General features: G+C 45.1%; 13 protein-coding genes and 1 tRNA gene. 11 read left to right on the top strand and 3 right to left on the bottom strand.

Features of this window, described 5'->3' with window-relative positions:
- The first annotated feature begins 116 nt into the window (after positions 1-116).
- Positions 117-1,313 (top strand): glycoside hydrolase family 73 protein, encoded by a 1,197-nt coding sequence (locus QOS03_RS08440; protein WP_283576094.1) that lies wholly within the window; start codon positions 117-119, stop codon positions 1,311-1,313.
- Positions 1,314-1,385: 72 nt separating this feature from the next.
- Here the strand turns inward: QOS03_RS08440 and QOS03_RS08435 are convergent, their stop codons facing one another.
- Positions 1,386-2,018, bottom strand: a complete 633-nt coding sequence (locus tag QOS03_RS08435) for a deoxynucleoside kinase (protein ID WP_272215743.1) — start codon at positions 2,016-2,018, stop codon at positions 1,386-1,388.
- Between the two features lie 210 nt (positions 2,019-2,228).
- Here QOS03_RS08435 and QOS03_RS08430 point away from each other — a divergent pair, with 210 nt between their 5' ends.
- From QOS03_RS08430 to QOS03_RS08390, 9 genes are all read left to right on the top strand, one after another.
- Positions 2,229-2,837 carry a hypothetical protein gene (locus QOS03_RS08430; protein ID WP_283576093.1) on the top strand — a complete coding sequence of 203 codons (609 nt, stop codon included), beginning with the start codon at positions 2,229-2,231 and terminating at the stop codon, positions 2,835-2,837.
- A gap of 104 nt (positions 2,838-2,941) precedes the next feature.
- The gene (gene rbsR / locus QOS03_RS08425; RefSeq protein ID WP_283576092.1) at positions 2,942-3,949 is read left to right on the top strand and encodes a ribose utilization transcriptional repressor RbsR; all 1,008 of its coding nucleotides are present in this window, start codon (positions 2,942-2,944) and stop codon (positions 3,947-3,949) included.
- Positions 3,950-4,067: 118 nt separating this feature from the next.
- Positions 4,068-4,988, top strand: a complete 921-nt coding sequence (rbsK, locus tag QOS03_RS08420) for a ribokinase (protein ID WP_283576091.1) — start codon at positions 4,068-4,070, stop codon at positions 4,986-4,988.
- A 108-nt stretch (positions 4,989-5,096) separates the two neighbouring features.
- The gene (gtfA, locus tag QOS03_RS08415) at positions 5,097-6,632 is read left to right on the top strand and encodes an accessory Sec system glycosyltransferase GtfA (RefSeq protein WP_283576090.1); all 1,536 of its coding nucleotides are present in this window, start codon (positions 5,097-5,099) and stop codon (positions 6,630-6,632) included.
- Positions 6,629-7,957, top strand: coding sequence for an accessory Sec system glycosylation chaperone GtfB (gene gtfB, locus QOS03_RS08410; protein ID WP_283576089.1), 1,329 nt, complete (start codon positions 6,629-6,631; stop codon positions 7,955-7,957). Before gtfA ends, gtfB begins: the two co-directional genes overlap by 4 nt.
- A gap of 29 nt (positions 7,958-7,986) precedes the next feature.
- Positions 7,987-8,667 (top strand): CPBP family intramembrane glutamic endopeptidase, encoded by a 681-nt coding sequence (locus tag QOS03_RS08405; protein ID WP_283576088.1) that lies wholly within the window; start codon positions 7,987-7,989, stop codon positions 8,665-8,667.
- A gap of 510 nt (positions 8,668-9,177) precedes the next feature.
- Entirely contained in the window at positions 9,178-10,350 is a 1,173-nt protein-coding gene (locus QOS03_RS08400) for an MFS transporter (protein WP_283576087.1), read from the top strand.
- Positions 10,351-10,928: 578 nt separating this feature from the next.
- On the top strand, positions 10,929-12,245 hold the full coding sequence (locus QOS03_RS08395; RefSeq protein ID WP_283576086.1) for an MFS transporter: 1,317 nt from the start codon (positions 10,929-10,931) through the stop codon (positions 12,243-12,245).
- Between the two features lie 95 nt (positions 12,246-12,340).
- On the top strand, positions 12,341-12,886 hold the full coding sequence (locus QOS03_RS08390; protein ID WP_283576085.1) for a hypothetical protein: 546 nt from the start codon (positions 12,341-12,343) through the stop codon (positions 12,884-12,886).
- A gap of 89 nt (positions 12,887-12,975) precedes the next feature.
- On the opposite strand, the gene QOS03_RS08385 is transcribed toward QOS03_RS08390, so the two are convergent.
- Entirely contained in the window at positions 12,976-13,584 is a 609-nt protein-coding gene (locus QOS03_RS08385) for a cadmium resistance transporter (RefSeq protein WP_283576084.1), read from the bottom strand.
- Positions 13,585-13,886: 302 nt separating this feature from the next.
- Between QOS03_RS08385 and QOS03_RS08380 the strand changes: the two genes are divergently transcribed.
- Positions 13,887-14,642: an NADPH-dependent oxidoreductase gene (locus tag QOS03_RS08380; protein ID WP_283576083.1), complete on the top strand. Its 756-nt coding sequence runs from the start codon at positions 13,887-13,889 to the stop codon at positions 14,640-14,642.
- 381 nt (positions 14,643-15,023) lie between these two features.
- Here QOS03_RS08380 and QOS03_RS08375 read toward each other — a convergent pair.
- A tRNA-Leu gene (locus QOS03_RS08375) sits at positions 15,024-15,107 on the bottom strand.
- Positions 15,108-15,203: the final 96 nt, after the last annotated feature.

The following is a 15,203-nucleotide window of genomic DNA, read 5'->3' as shown; positions in this document are numbered from 1 at the left end:
ACTGGCATTCACCAATTGAGATCTTTTTGCTTAATCTGCGCCAATAGATTTGTTCAAGTTATTTCTTGCAATCTGCCATGTTCAAAAAACGATTCTGGCTAACGAGTATGGTAACGATGATCTGGTTGGTGCAGCTGATGAGCCCAGTCTTGGCAGCTCCGATTCCAACCTTAAATCAAATTGATCCCGGTAGTCAAAGCGGGGCTAAGAAAGCATCAAGTCAAGACTATTCAATTGATGCTAAGCAATCGAATACCGACGTTTCCAAATCAATGATGGAGCAGTATCAAGTCGCCTACCACCAGGGCTTGATGGATGCACTGGAAAACAGACCCCAACAAGAGCCTGATCAAGAACTGCAGCAAGCAGCGTATCGTCAAGGCTTTCTGGATGGTATTAAGCTAAGAAGCGAACGATCGGCTTGGCAGGCAAAAATGCGTGAAGCCCAAAAGGCACGTGAGGCACAGACGGATCAGAATTCAACTGCTCAGATTGCAGATAAAAACAATCAGCATTTTGTCGATCCCGGCACTGATCAAAATACCAGTGATCAGTCAATTTCAAATGATCAGGTGTCTGCCAATCAGCCAATACCGACAAAATCATCTGAGGCAGCAGACAATGATCAGGCAGATCCGATTCTTTGTCCAACCAAGAATCAAGCACGCTTTATTGCTCAGCTGGGACCGCTTGCCCAAAAAATCGGTCAAGAGCATGATCTGTATGCCTCGGTACTGATTGCTCAAGCAGCACTGGAAAGCAACTGGGGGACCAGTGAGTTAAGCCGGATTCATCATAATCTCTTTGGTATCAAAGGTACCTGGCATGGACGCGGTGTTTCGATGACTACTCAGGAATGCTTTAATGGCCACCCAAGCATCGTGGCTGGTATCTTTAAGAGCTACATGGATGAAAAAGCGTCGTTAAACGATTATGTAGCCGTCTTGGACCAGCCGATGTATGCTGGGGTTCATCGAAAAAATGCCGGTAATTATCGAATCGCCACCAGTTTTTTAAAGGGACGCTACGCCACGGATCCCATGTATGATCAAAAACTGAATCAAATCATCGCTGGCTATCGGCTGACGCAGTTTGACCGGCCAATTATCCCAAACGATCGATCATCTGCTGGCAAAAGCGAGATTGTTTCGCATCATCGCCGACCACATTCAGGAAGTACGCTGGTTGAATCAACGATGCCCCACTCTGCGCATCGAGGATCTAAAAAAGTCAATCATCATACCTGGCTGCCAGTTGCCGGTGGAATCGGCAGTGTTGGCGTCTTGGAGGTTTTACGGCGTCTATATGGATAAAAAAAACATCGCTCAAGTCGGCTGACTCAAGCGATACCTTCAATAATTAGTAATTTTATGTTGCTGACTGGATTAACGGATTTCCTTTAAGCGCTCATCGATCATGTTTAAAACCGTGGTAACGTTTTGGGGGTCTTCCAGGTTGTACTTATCCAGATCAATCTTCATCTTGGGACTGGCATCATATTCTTGATACCAATCCTTATAGGCGTTCCACATCTTGTAGTAATAGTCTTTTAATTCAGGGTTGTCATCGATCTGCTCATAGTCGCGGCCCCGTTTTTTGATTCGGTAAAGGATGGTTTCAAAAGAAGTTTCTGAATAGACCATCAAATCAGGCGCTTTTTTAGGCAGCTTGTTCAAATCACTCATCATATTGTCGAGCAGCTTCAGATAAACGTCCAGCTCCGTATCAGTAATGTTGCCTTCTGCGTTGTTTTCTTTGGTGAACAGTGCATCCTCATAGATTGAACGGTCCAAGACATTGTTGTCGTCGCTGAGTGCCTGTTTGATCATGGAAAACCGCTTGTTTAAAAAGTAGATCTGCAACAGGAAGCCATACTGTTTAGGATCCTTGTAGTAAAGCGGCAAGACCGGATTTTCGCCCACCGGTTCAAAAAAGGCTTTTGTATTTAAGTGGTCAGCAATCTTGGCCGTAAGCGTCGTTTTGCCGACTCCAATCATCCCAGCTGTAATAATCACCATGTCGACTCCTCTTTATTTAAAAATTCAACTTGACCATCTTACTACAAAATATAGTGTCTGCCCATAAAATAAATCAATATTTTGTGGCCAACAACCAACTAAAGGTAAGCAAAATTGCGTCAGTTGGGCAATTGAGTGCGTCAAAAAAATTTGCCGTTTGCCAATTAAACAGGCAGAATGATAACAGTAAGTTTAGAAGGGACGAATAAGATGATTGAGCATATGGATGAGTTACGGATCAGAGAACAGCTAACGATCAGCCAGCAACAGGGAACCTTGGTCGAGGTTTATAATTTTGATGATGACGATACCTTTAACGTTGGGTTTGTGATTGCCATGGACCCACTGTTTGTTTTAATGATGACCTTGGATTGGGACTGCAAGATCAACGGCTTGACACTGATTCGTATCAAAAGCATCCATGCGGTAAGGAGCCAGACCGATTATTTGACGACCTGCTCATATAAAAGCAAGGTTGCTCAAGAGTATGGCTATTTTGATGTTTTTGGCCTGCAGCGTTTTTTGCGTGAGCACGACTTTCGCCATGTCAATTTATTGGACACGCTTTTAAAAGACTCGATCAAACATGAATTGCCAGTCGTGATCGGGACCAACAAATACAAAGGACGCGATGATTTTGAAGGAATGGTGCATGATCTGACTCATATTGGCTTGACGCTGCACTATTATAATGAGCATGACCTTTCTTCGCTTTGGACCTATGACATTTTACTGGCTCAAATTGACTATCTACGTGTGCGCGGTTTTCAGGCGATGCAGACCAAAGCAATTATGGATGGTATTTTTCACCAAAATTAAAAAAACTATGCTTTTGTTTCAATATTTTAACTAGCAGAGAGTAAATATGTGGTAAACTGATTCGTAAATAGGTTTACTAGTAAAACAAGAGGAAAGCACACACTATGAAACACAAAGTTACTATCCGCGATCTGGCAAAGGCTGCTGGCGTTTCAGTTACAACGGTATCGCAAATCCTGAATGGCAAAGGGCAGCGCTTCAGTCAGGCTACGCAGCAGCGAGTCTTAAGGCTGCGTGATCAGATGAACTATGTACCCGACTTCAATGCGCGCAACTTGATCATGCGTTCTTCCAAAACGATTGGCGTGTTAGTACCCAACATCGGCAATCCGTTTTTCAGCACTTTTATTCGTGGCGTGCAGGAAGCCGCCCGTGAAGCTGAATTTATGCCCTTGATCTTTAGTGCCAACCATGAAGAAAAATTAGAGCGCTACTATCTAGGCCGGCTGATCGAACGTGCTGTTGATGGCTTGATCATTGCCAGTTCTTCGATTACGACCGATACGATTGAGCAGCTCTTAAAGCCTAATGACATTCCATATCTGTTGTTTGACCAAAATGAGGCCAATGGCGGGGACCGACTTTTGATCGATGACTATCAGGGTGGGTACTTGGCTGCTGAGCATCTGGCTGGTCTGGGGCACCAGCATGTAGTCAGCATCATGCCGGAAAATATGACCGACAACCTGCATCATCGTCTGCGCGGCTTGATTGACGGCCTTCGCAAGAATCACGTTGACTTTGATGAGCAAAGCGACGTCGTCTATGGCGAGTTGACCAAGCACGGCGGCTACTCTTGTACGCAAGGCGTTTTAGCTAAGCAGCCGACTGCGGTTTTTGCGGCTAACGATGAAATGGCAATTGGACTTTACCGGGGACTGGCTGAAAATGGCGTCAGTGTTCCAAACGACATCTCTGTGGTAGGTTTTGACGATATTGATCTGGCTGAGTATGTAACGCCAAAATTGACTACGATTCAGCAGCCGATTCGCGAAATTGGTGAACAAGCTACCAATATGCTGTTCAATCGAATTCAAAATCCAGACACCGCCATTCAGACTTCCTACTTTGGCGTTAAACTGGTTGTCAGAGACAGTACCAAGCACGTATAAACTTGTTTGCAGATCAGTTGATATGATAAAATAGAGTAGTTGATAAATACTGATTTAATCATATATAAAAGCATTTACTAGTTTGCTGATTGCATTAAAACGTAAAGGGGACTTTAAAATGGCAAATAAAGTTACGGTCGTGGGCAGTCTGAACGTTGATACTACGCTGCGGATCAAGCGAATGCCATTGCCTGGCGAAACGCTGTCATCCGAAAGTAAGAGCAGTGCGGCTGGCGGCAAGGGTGCCAACCAGGCAGTTGCGGCAGCTCGTGCCGGTGCCGAGACCAAGTTTGTTGGCCGGGTTGGTAATGATCAAGCCGGTCAGTTCATGATTGACTCATTAAGCGACAATCATATCGATACGCGCTACATTACCAAGGATGGAAAGGCCGGGACTGGTTCAGCTACGATTCTGCTGGACGACAGTGGTCAAAACAGTATCCTGGTATACGGTGGTGCTAATCAATGCGTTTCACCAGCTGATGTTGACAATGCCAAGGCAGCAATCGAAAATGCTGATTTTGTAATTGCTCAGTTTGAAACACCACAAGAAACCACCTTGGAAGCCTTTAAGCTGGCCAAGCAAAAAGGCGTCAAGACGATTTTGAACCCTGCTCCGGCAGCTAAGATTGATCCTGAGATTTTAAAGGTTACCGACCTAATTATTCCAAACGAAACCGAATGTGCTACGCTGACTAATGTCATCATTGCCGATGAGACCTCAATGCTGGAAGCCGCTGGTCACTTTGCACAAATGGGCGTCAAGAACCTGATTATCACGATCGGTAGTAAAGGGGCCTTCTACTGCACCCAAAATGGCTATGACTTTGTACCGGCCTTTAAGGTGCATGCAGTCGACACCACGGCAGCTGGTGATACGTTTATCGGTGCCTTGAGCTCTCAATTAAAGCCCGATATGAGCAACATCAAAGAAGCATTGACCTTTGCTCAGCGGGCCAGCTCGATTACGGTTCAGCGGATGGGGGCTTTGCCATCAATCCCTACGCTGGCTGAAATTGAAGCTGCCAGTCGAAACTAAGTATGTTTTTGGTCATTATTCATTATGGCTGAAAACGAAAAACGAGATCAATGTCTGTCTGACTTGGTCTCGTTTTTTTTGAAAAACGATAGAAAGAAGGACTCCAAAATGACGGTTTACAATGTAAATCTGGGGATCGGCTGGGCCAGCAGCGGTGTTGAGTATGCTCAGGCTTACCGATCCAAGGTGTTTTCTCGCATGCAGATTCCAGCCAGGTTTATTTTTTCCGATCTGATCTTAGCTGATAACATTGAAGAATTGACGCACAATTTGGGATTCAAAGACCAAGATATAATCTGGCTTTATAACTTTTTTACTGATGTTAAAATTGCCCCAACAACTTATACGCTGGATGAGTTCAAGCACGCACAGCACTTTGAAAAACGCAATGTTAAATCCAGTGTCCAAAGCTTTGCGGATGGCAAGCAGGTAGTTCACTACTGGCTGCCTGATGAGAATCTCAAAATCAATGTGCGGATCTATAATCTAAAAACGCAAGCAATTGATTATGCCGAATATGTGGTCGACTCGCAGATGGTGCGGCGTGAATTTTACTCATACATAAGATACGTTACCGAATACCTCAGTGCTGGCAATCATGTCTATGCCCGTGATTTTTACAATGAAGACGGCTCAATTGCCTATCATCAATTCATTAATGGTAACGAAGAGATTTTTGAATTAAAGGATCAGATTTTTTATTCCAAAACCGAGCTTTATGCTGAGATGATCCGGCGACTGCATTTAACGAAAACCGATCTGGTTATCTTGGATCGTGAGGATGGCAAAGGGCTGGTCAGCGGCCAGTTATGGTATCAGATGCATGCCCCAGCCAAACTGGGCGTCGTGGTGCATGCTGAGCATTATGATAAGCACTATACCAACCAAGATAATATCTTGTGGAACAACTACTATGAATACCAGTTCACGCATGCCGATCAGACGGATTATTTTATCGTCTCAACGCCGGCACAAAAGCAGGTTTTAAAAACGCAGCTGGCTAGTTATCAGCATCAAGCGCCTAAAGTAGTAGCCATTCCGGTTGGCAGCCTGTCAAAACTGATGATGATGCCGTATGCCAAACGGCAACGGCATTCGTTGATCACGGCCTCGCGACTGGCCAGTGAAAAACATGTTGACTGGCTGGTCAAGGCAGTTGCCGAGGCCAAAAAATCAATTCCAGACATTACCTTAGATATTTATGGTCAAGGGGTGCAGCAAAAAAAACTGCAGGAACTGATTGATTCGCTAAAAGCCCAAGATTGTATCAAACTCAAGGGACAGCAAGATCTGGCAACGATCTATCAGCACTATGCCGGCTATATTGCAGCCTCAACCAGTGAAGGCTTTGGGCTGAGCTTGATGGAAGCCGTGGGATCTGGATTGCCGATGATTGGTTTTGACGTTCCATATGGCAATCAAACGTTTATTGAACCGGATCAAAATGGCTATCGACTGCCCTATCAGTCAGACTGGCCTGAAGAGCGCAAAGTGCACGAACTTGCGGATGCGATCGTCAAATTATTCAGTGATGACCAAAAGGCGGCCAGCTTTAGTCAAAAATCGTATGAACTGGCCAAGCCGTATCTAGACGAAAAAATTGCACAAAAATGGCAGGCCCTGGTAAATGAGGTGACAAAATGATCAATCTGTTTGATAAATGGGATCAGGCTGCGCGCAATTTTAAGCTGGCACAACTGATCGCGCAGCTAAATATTCCGACGGTCGTGATTGATGATGATGGCTTTTTGCCACGTGAGATTCAATCACCGATGCAGTATTACTGTTCGCATACCAATGATGGAAAGCCCCTGTATTTTGATCAGATTCCGGTACCGCGGTTTTGGCGCATCGTCGGCAACAGCAATGGCGCTCAGATTTATGATTTGAACCATAAGCGTGCTGACGTTATCTTTACCAAAAAAGACAACGCCCGGCTGGTTAAACAGGTCCGCTGGCAAAACGAGGCTGGTCAATTGCAATGGGTTGATGAGTATGATCAATATGGTCATCTGTTTGCCAAGACCAGCTGGAGCGATAATCAAGCGCGCCTTAAGCAATACTTTGACGAAAAAGGCCGGGTCGTGATTGAGTCGCATTTGGACAATGGCAGCATTTTTTTAAATACTGGCGAAGAATCGCGTTATTTCAAGACTTTGCCCGATTTTGTCAGTGATTATCTGCAAAAAAGCGGTTTAAATCTGGAGCAGATTTTTTATAATACATTAAGCACCAGTTTTTTTACTACGCTAAAGCTGCCACAATCAGGTCATGATACGTTGTTTTGGCATGAGCCGATTAAAGGCGAGCTGCCAGGCAATCTGAATTATATTTACAAAAATCAAACGCGGACACGCCATGTCGTGGTCCAAGACTATCGTGTCTGGCGAGCCAATCAGCAGCTTTTTAAGACCAATGAACGCGTTGATACTCGTTATCTGGGTATCGTTTATCCACATCCACGGGGGAATTCGCTGCGACCAAAAATCTTGATCATGACCAACTCTGATCAGATCATGAACTTGGAAAACCTGGTCAAAATCTTGCCACAGTTTGAATTTCATATTGCGGCATTGACTGAGATGTCAGATCGCTTGATGGGGATGCAGAAATACGATAACGTACACTTATATCCGATCATCGGGATGGATAAGGCACGCCGGCTGATCAAAAAATGCGACGTCTATCTAGACGTCAATCAAGGTGATGAGATCTTGGATGCCGTACGTGCGGCGTTTGAAAACAACATGCTGATTCTGGGCTTTAATGAGACGTTGCATGAGCCACGATTGGTTGCTGATGAAAATCGCTATCCGGCAGCTGAATATGACAAGCTGGCGATTAAGATCGTGCAGGCGGTTGCTCAGGCCGAGGAGATGCAGCGCTTGATTGATACACAGCGACAAGAAGCCAGCGATGAGCCGGTGGAACGTTTTAAATCCGGTCTTGAATCACTGGTAAAAGACTGATTGATCAATAAGAAAATGGAAGTGACAGAATGCAGACCGAAAGACGACCTAGTTTTACCAAAGCGCTGCTGATCTTTTCAGCGTTTTGTATCTTGATCTTGATGCCACCAGAAGCTGCGCGCAATATCACTGAGCATCCTAAGCTGACGATTCTTTGGGTGATTTTGTATCTGGGCTTTTTTGTCCTGATTATTGCCTTGGGAAAAAAAATGTATCAGCGCTATGACCATTTTCCACATCGGGTACAAGGCTTTTTTGCCAAGGCCAAGACGATTTTAGGCGGCTATCTGGCCATCGTAGCAGGTGAGATCGTATTAGGGAGTCTGAATCGCTTGATCTATCATCAAGTACAGACGGCCAATAATCAGGCAATTATTGATTCAATGAACGGCAATCCAATTATTATCGGCCTGGTGTGCTTTTCCGCCGTCTGTCTGACACCATTTGCCGAAGAATTGATCTTTCGTGGTCTGTTTATGAATTTGTTTTTTGACGGGCGCGCATTTTGGCTGCCGATTATTCTCTCGGGGCTGATTTTTACGTTGGTGCATGCCAGCAGCAACATTATCAGCTATCTGATCTATTTTTATATGGGTTGCGTTTTGGCTTATGTCTATCGTTCAACCGGCAACCTGAGCAATTCAATTGGGGTTCATTTGATTAACAATCTGGTCTCGATTATGCTCATCTTACCGGCAGTAATCAAATAGGTCGTTGAAAATAAAAATTTTCGTAATTATCTTGCAACCGCTTACAGAACGTGTTATATTATAGACGTGGAAGGATAAGAGATATATCCAGCGAAGCGCGTGATGCGGTTTCGACTGGAGCTGGAGGCTGAAGTCATCGAGTAGGCTTAGAAGCAGCATAAGCGTAACCAGAAGCATCGGATTATAATTGTGTGGTTACCAGCGTGCGCCAGTACTAAATAAAATAATGCAGCTTTGCGGAAGATTGAATCAAAAATGTGTTTAAGTTAAGTATGAAAATTATATGCTTGGCGCAAGGTAGCAGATTCCTTCCCAAAGTGGCTCGTCTCAATTATGAGGCGGGCCTTTTTGGTTGCCTTGAATTATTTTCTATATACAGTTATTCAACGTGATTGATGTGCTAAAAAATAATCGTGTTTTTTAAAAAGAACCTTGAAAATAATTATGAAAACAAGTAGACTAGCCTTTGCTGTGCTTTTAAGGATACCAAGAGGGAAAAGGAGAGAAGTAATGACCAAGTATCGCTTGCAATCGCTGTTGTTCGTCTTTGTTGCCTTTATGCTGGGCTGTAATGAGTATATGATTGTCGGAGTCTTACCCGATATTGCCAAAGAGTATCATGCTTCGCTTTCATCGTTGGGATATACCGTGACCTTGTTTGCTTTGATCTATGCTATCTCAACGCCAATTGTAACGACTCTGGCAAGCCGCTTTAATCGTTACCATGTTTTGCTGGTCTTGATGCTGATCTTTTTTGTCGGCAATACCTGGACGGCGTTGGCAACAGGCTTTTGGTCATTGATGGCTTCGCGAGTGCTTACGGCGACAGTCGCCGGAGCCATCATCTCGTTGGTACTGGTGATGGCCAATTACGTTGCGCCGCGCGATAAAAGGGCGAGTCTGGTATCATGGGTCTTTGCCGGGTTCAGTATTGCCTCGATCATCGGGGTCCCAATTGGTACGACAATCAGTACGACGTTTTCATGGCACGACAGTTTTTGGATGATTACTTGGCTGACGATTTTAACTTTTATCATGCTGGTTTGGCTGGCCCCCCGTGATACGCCTCAAGTACGCGGTAGCTTTAGCTCTCAGTTTAACCTGTTCAAAGATGTTCGTGTCTTAATGGGGGTTACGTTTATCGTCTTGGTATGTGCGGCTGATTATACGTTTTACACTTATGTCCGGCCTTTGTTTACCAATCTGATGGGCTTTAGCGATACTTGGCTCAACTGGCTTTTGTTTGGGATGGGAATCTTCTTCATGTTTGGCAATAAGTTTGGGGGCTATCTTGCAGATCACCGTGGCATTCAGTCACTGCCCAAGATCTATGCCTTAATGACGCTTTTTCTGGCTGGTCTGGCTTCAAGCTTTCAGTATCGTTGGCTGGGAGTAGCGTTGATTGCCGCACTCTGTGTGATGGTGGCCTGCTATGGCTCATCAACGCAATTGATGTTTTTGGATATTGCCGAAAAAGAATATCCACAGTCGTTAGATTTGGCATCGTCTTTAAATTCGATTTTTGCCAATATCGGTATTTCTTTGGGCTCATTTACGGCAGCCGAAACGGTTCACTTCTTGTCACTTAGCAGTGTTGGCTATGTCGGGGCGATTTATGGCCTGCTGACGGTACTGGTGATTGGAGCATTGAGCCGGCGCTATCATAATGCATATCCATATTGATTAATGAGGTTGGGAATTAACTCAACCCCTTAACTACGTATTGATAATAATGCCTCAGCGCAGTAGCTGGCTAGCGGTTCAAACGATGATAAATCAGCATTTGACCGACCTAGTCATCCTTGCGGGAGGTTCGAAGACAAACTCCGAAAATCGGTCGCAAGCTGATTTTTGGAGTTTTTTCTCACTCTCTTTATTTTTCAATCAATTATAAAATTAAAATTCTCACATTTATTTTTAATTTTATGATTGACATCTAATCTTGAGCGTGATAAATTAAGAACATCGAAAAAAGAGGAGGCAGAAAAAATGATGTTTGCTGAAAAAACCAGTCAATTGTCCAACATTATTATTATTCGCATTATTATCTAGGTGATGCGGGCATTTTGGCGTGTTCGCATCACCGCCCTCGATGATGCGAACGGTTCAGCAAATGGTTTATCTGCCAGCAGCTGACTGTTCATGAAACAGTCGGCTGCTTTTTTGTTTAGGGGTGATTTTATGGAAAGCGACATTAGTGGCATTAGCGACATTAAGAAAATAAATAGTAAGAATACGATTAAAATAATAGGAGGATGGCTATGGAAAATGCGACAGAACGAATGACGACGAATGATGAAAAAATGGAACGCGATCCGGTGAAGACGGTAATCTTGGCGTCAATGATGGGGACAGCTATTGAATTTTTTGATTTTTATGCCTACGGAACGGCTTCGGCAGCCTATTTTCCTAAGGTATTTTTCCCTCAGATGACGCCACTGTTAGCTACGCTGCTGAGCCTTTTGACGTTTGGGGTCGCCTTTGTTGCACGGCCAGTTGGCTCATTTGTTTTTGGCCATTTTGGTGATCGCCTGGGTCGGAAAAAGACACTGGTCGTATCGCTTTTGGTAATGGGGGTTGCCACGGTGGCGATCGGTTTCATTCCCGGCTACCAAAGCATCGGGGTTAGCGGCGCGCTGCTGCTTTGTCTCTGCCGTTTCGTTCAAGGAATCGGTCTGGGCGGTGAATGGTCCGGGGCTGTTTTGGTCGCAACGGAAAATGCCCCAGCCGACAAGCGGGCGCTTTATGGAGCCTTTCCTGAAGTCGGGGCACCAATCGGCTTTTTCATCTGCAATGGCTTGTTCTACTTCTTGGAAAAAATGCTGACCCCAGCCCAGATGATGAGCTTTGGCTGGCGGGTGCCTTTCTGGGCCTCATCCGTTTTGGTCGTAATCGGTCTCTACGTTCGGCACCGTCTGCAGGAAACGCCGCTGTTTAAGCTGGCTCAGGAACGCGACAATACGACGCGCTCGCCTTTAAAGGAAGTCTTTAAGGAAAACTGGCGTGAGATCTTGAAAGGCACCTTTTTGATGGGCGCTACCTATGCAATGTTCTTTACACTAACGACGTGGTCACTTTCCTTTGCTACGACAGCATTAGGCTTTAGTCATTCTGAGTTCTTGCTGCTGTTGATGGCGGCGATCGTTGAGTTTGCCGTATTGATCATGACCACTTCAGTCTTGGCTGATAAAGTTGGACGCAAGAAGGTTTTGATGACGGCCTCGGTTGCCTTGGTTGTGTTCTCATTGGTCTTCCCATACTTCCTGGAGGGGCAGCGCAATATGGTCGGCGTGCTGCTGTTCTTAGGTCTGGGCTTTGTGGTAATGGGGACGCTGTATGGTCCAGTCGGTGCGGTCTTGCCAGAGTTGTTCCCGACTAAGGTTCGCTATTCCGGTGCCGGGATCACTTATAATCTGGCCGCCGTAGTTGGGGCAGCCGTTGCGCCAACCATCACAACTTGGCTGATCGCTACGTTTGGCTTGCACTATGCCGGGATGTACATGTTTGTCTTGGCAGTGGTTTCGGTGGTTGCCTGGGCACTGACGCCAGAAACCAAGAATGTTGACTACACGAAATAATGCTTTAGTGAAGTGAAAAGGCATCGCCAAAAATGACGGTGCCTTTTTTATGTTAAGATTAAAAAGATCAATTAAAGCAATTAAGGAAGAGTCTCATGAACAATTGGCAAACGTTTTATTCAGCAGCTCAACAAGCGGAGATTCAATCAAAGCATCAGCGCGGAATTGGTTTTCCGGCCGAACTTTATCAACGGGCGCTCAAAGCTGGCAAATTTATTCCTCACTACCAGCGCATCAAGGCTTGTCAACAGGCACAGCTGCCGCTTTTGACTGAAGATATTCAGAATCTAACGGCAGTGATCAATCATCAGCCCCTTGCCAGCCCTACTACTGGTTCAGCAAAGCGGCGTCAGCGAACCAAGCACAGAACAAGACGGCCGGTGGCTACCAACGCTAAGGCTGCTGCCAAGACTGATGCTAAAAAACAGCTGCAAGGTATGCTGAAGCGTTACGACAGTCTGGTTGCCAGCGCGGAGGAAATCGGCGTAATGCAGTTTGAAAAGCACCGCCGCTATCGAAATCGTGCTTTTGAGATTCTTAATAATCCGGACGCAACGACGGCAGCCATGCATCGCCAGGTAAACTATCTGGAAGGGCAGATTCAGCGCTTGGAAGAACGCATGCAGCAGCGAATGTTTTAGCCACAGCGGAGAAGCTTCAGTCGTTCACTAAAAACGAATCCAATTAAAAAGGGCATGCTACCACTTTTAAAGCGGAGCATGCCTTTTAGTCAGTAAAAATAGGCCAATAAATGAGTTAACGTGCCGCATTCATAAAGAAGATAGCCGCCAAGGCCAAGATAAATCAATGCGCTGATTTGATTGCCATGCTTTTCTAAAATGCCGGCTATTACAGGAAGATGAGTCAAAACCAATGCAAAGAAAAATACAATGATCAGCATTAATGCAAAGGTCAGTAGCGTAGCATAGACTGCTTTGGGAGTAGTCATGGCGGCAAAAAGCGGCGTATAGATGCCGAGATTATCGGCACTGCACGATGTAACCGTGAGTAAGGCGACGTAATTGCTTAGTTTGAAGCCGGTTAAGCCAGTTTGAATATCTTGATCGTCGTCATCATTGGAAAAGAGCAATCGGCAGCCAAAATATAGTGGAATGATGCCTAAAAGGCCCAGCATCCATTCTGACGGGATGGTATGCAGGATTAGTCCCAAGATCAAAGAACAGCTTACCAGAATGATAACGCCGATTACATTGCCAAATAGAATATAGCGGTATTTTCGGGGCGCCTTACTTTGCGCAAAAAAGGCCACTAAAAAGCCAAGATAGTCCAGATTCGTCGAAAGATAGGCAGTTACGGCCGAGATGATTGTATTGAACATAAAAAACTTCCTTGTCGATTAATTAAGGTCGGTTGCTTTAACCATGTGGCAAGTCTGATGGTTGTCAACGGTTGGCCAATGTTGATAATGATAAACGAGTTGACAATTGTAGTCAATTTGGTTTCGCCAAGCTTCAATTTATTGATTCTTCAATGGCAGTAATGTCGATGAAGAGCGAAAGATTTATGACTCGGCCGATCAAGGTTAAGAATGTAATTGAGCTGAGAGAAAAATTGCACTTGAACAATAACCGCATTGGCGTTAAAGTGTAGAAAATCTCTTACAAAAAGGAAGTCGAAAGCATGATTCGTAACTTTACCATCGACCACCAATTAAATCACCGTACGATTCGCAAGTTTAAAGACCAGCCGCTGACTGATGAGCAGTTGACAACGCTGTTTGAAGTTGCTCGTCAGACCGCCAGCAGTGAGTTTTTACAGCAGATGACAATTATTCGAGTAACCGATCCGCAAAAACGGGCCGTGATTCGCGCGGTAAGCACCCAGCCATATGTTGGAGCGGCAGGCGAATTGCTGATGTTTATCACTGATCTGCACCGTAATGAGCTGATCCGGCACCATCAGGGAAATTTTGACGATCGTCGTATTGAAAAAACCGAGATGTTTCTGCAGGCCTATGAAGATACCGTACTAGCCGTGCAAAACGTTTTGATCGCCGCGGAAAGCATGGGGCTGGGCGGCGTGATTCTAGGGTCGATTCAAAATGAGCCCGCTAAGATTATTAATACGCTGCACTTGCCTAAGCATACCTTCCCAACGCTGGGCCTGCAGCTTGGGGTACCGGATCAAGAACCACAGCTGAAGCCTAGACTGCCATTGAATAAGATCATTTTTGAAAATGAGTATCAAGATATTGATCCAGCCAGTCTTAAAGATTATGACCAAATTGTAAATACCTATTATGATCTGCGCGATACCAGTCGCCGTATTGATACGTTTACCGATCAGGTCAATGGCGCTAAGTTGAATGGCACGCCACAGGTTCGTGATCAGATTGCTCAAGCACTGCATGATCAAAAACTGTGTCTGGACCTATAAGTTATTCCGCATCGTTGAAAATAGCGGGGGAATTCGCTATGATCAAACTATAAGGGGGCGGTCAGATGCCTGAATGGTTTGAAAAGACAATGCGGATAATTATTTTGGGAATCTTTGTTTTTGGCATCATCTGGTTTGGCTACCTAATTTTATTAAAGGTCAGCGGCCAGTAGCTAAGACTAAAAAAACGACCGACGGCTGCCGATCGCTTTTTTAACTTTTTTCGGATTTCTTTGGCAAAATGAGCCTGCTGGTATGGCGGGTAGGCATGTTGACAACTGAGAATCTCAGTATTGACTATTGGAAAATATGATTGGATAGTACGGACATGATAATCAAGAAAATAAAAAAACAGTCGCGTGTCAACGACTGTTTGAACAATGCCCCAGACAGGATTCGAACCTGTACATGGTCACCCATACAACGACCTGAACGTTGCGCGTCTGCCAGTTCCGCCACTGGGGCATTTGAAATGTTTAGTTAGGGCTGAAAAGCCAATGCCCCAGACAGGATTCGAACCTGTACATGGTTACCCATACAACGACCTGAACGTTGCGCGTC

The sequence above is a fragment of the Limosilactobacillus pulli genome (assembly GCF_947381555.1).
In the GTDB taxonomy this organism is placed as follows: domain Bacteria; phylum Bacillota; class Bacilli; order Lactobacillales; family Lactobacillaceae; genus Limosilactobacillus; species Limosilactobacillus pulli.
Note: the sequence above shows the minus strand (reverse complement) of the source record. Positions and strands in the feature narration are given on the sequence as shown.

Bases quoted from the DNA above. Each gene is read 5' to 3' on its own strand.
- QOS03_RS08440 (WP_283576094.1), top strand. From the start codon at position 117: ATGATCTGGTTGGTGCAGCTGATGAGCCCAGTCTTGGCAGCTCCGATT.
- QOS03_RS08435 (WP_272215743.1), bottom strand. From the start codon at position 2,018: ATGGTGATTATTACAGCTGGGATGATTGGAGTCGGCAAAACGACGCTT.
- QOS03_RS08430 (WP_283576093.1), top strand. From the start codon at position 2,229: ATGATTGAGCATATGGATGAGTTACGGATCAGAGAACAGCTAACGATC.
- rbsR (WP_283576092.1), top strand. From the start codon at position 2,942: ATGAAACACAAAGTTACTATCCGCGATCTGGCAAAGGCTGCTGGCGTT.
- rbsK (WP_283576091.1), top strand. From the start codon at position 4,068: ATGGCAAATAAAGTTACGGTCGTGGGCAGTCTGAACGTTGATACTACG.
- gtfA (WP_283576090.1), top strand. From the start codon at position 5,097: ATGACGGTTTACAATGTAAATCTGGGGATCGGCTGGGCCAGCAGCGGT.
- gtfB (WP_283576089.1), top strand. From the start codon at position 6,629: ATGATCAATCTGTTTGATAAATGGGATCAGGCTGCGCGCAATTTTAAG.
- QOS03_RS08405 (WP_283576088.1), top strand. From the start codon at position 7,987: ATGCAGACCGAAAGACGACCTAGTTTTACCAAAGCGCTGCTGATCTTT.
- QOS03_RS08400 (WP_283576087.1), top strand. From the start codon at position 9,178: ATGACCAAGTATCGCTTGCAATCGCTGTTGTTCGTCTTTGTTGCCTTT.
- QOS03_RS08395 (WP_283576086.1), top strand. From the start codon at position 10,929: ATGGAAAATGCGACAGAACGAATGACGACGAATGATGAAAAAATGGAA.
- QOS03_RS08390 (WP_283576085.1), top strand. From the start codon at position 12,341: ATGAACAATTGGCAAACGTTTTATTCAGCAGCTCAACAAGCGGAGATT.
- QOS03_RS08385 (WP_283576084.1), bottom strand. From the start codon at position 13,584: ATGTTCAATACAATCATCTCGGCCGTAACTGCCTATCTTTCGACGAAT.
- QOS03_RS08380 (WP_283576083.1), top strand. From the start codon at position 13,887: ATGATTCGTAACTTTACCATCGACCACCAATTAAATCACCGTACGATT.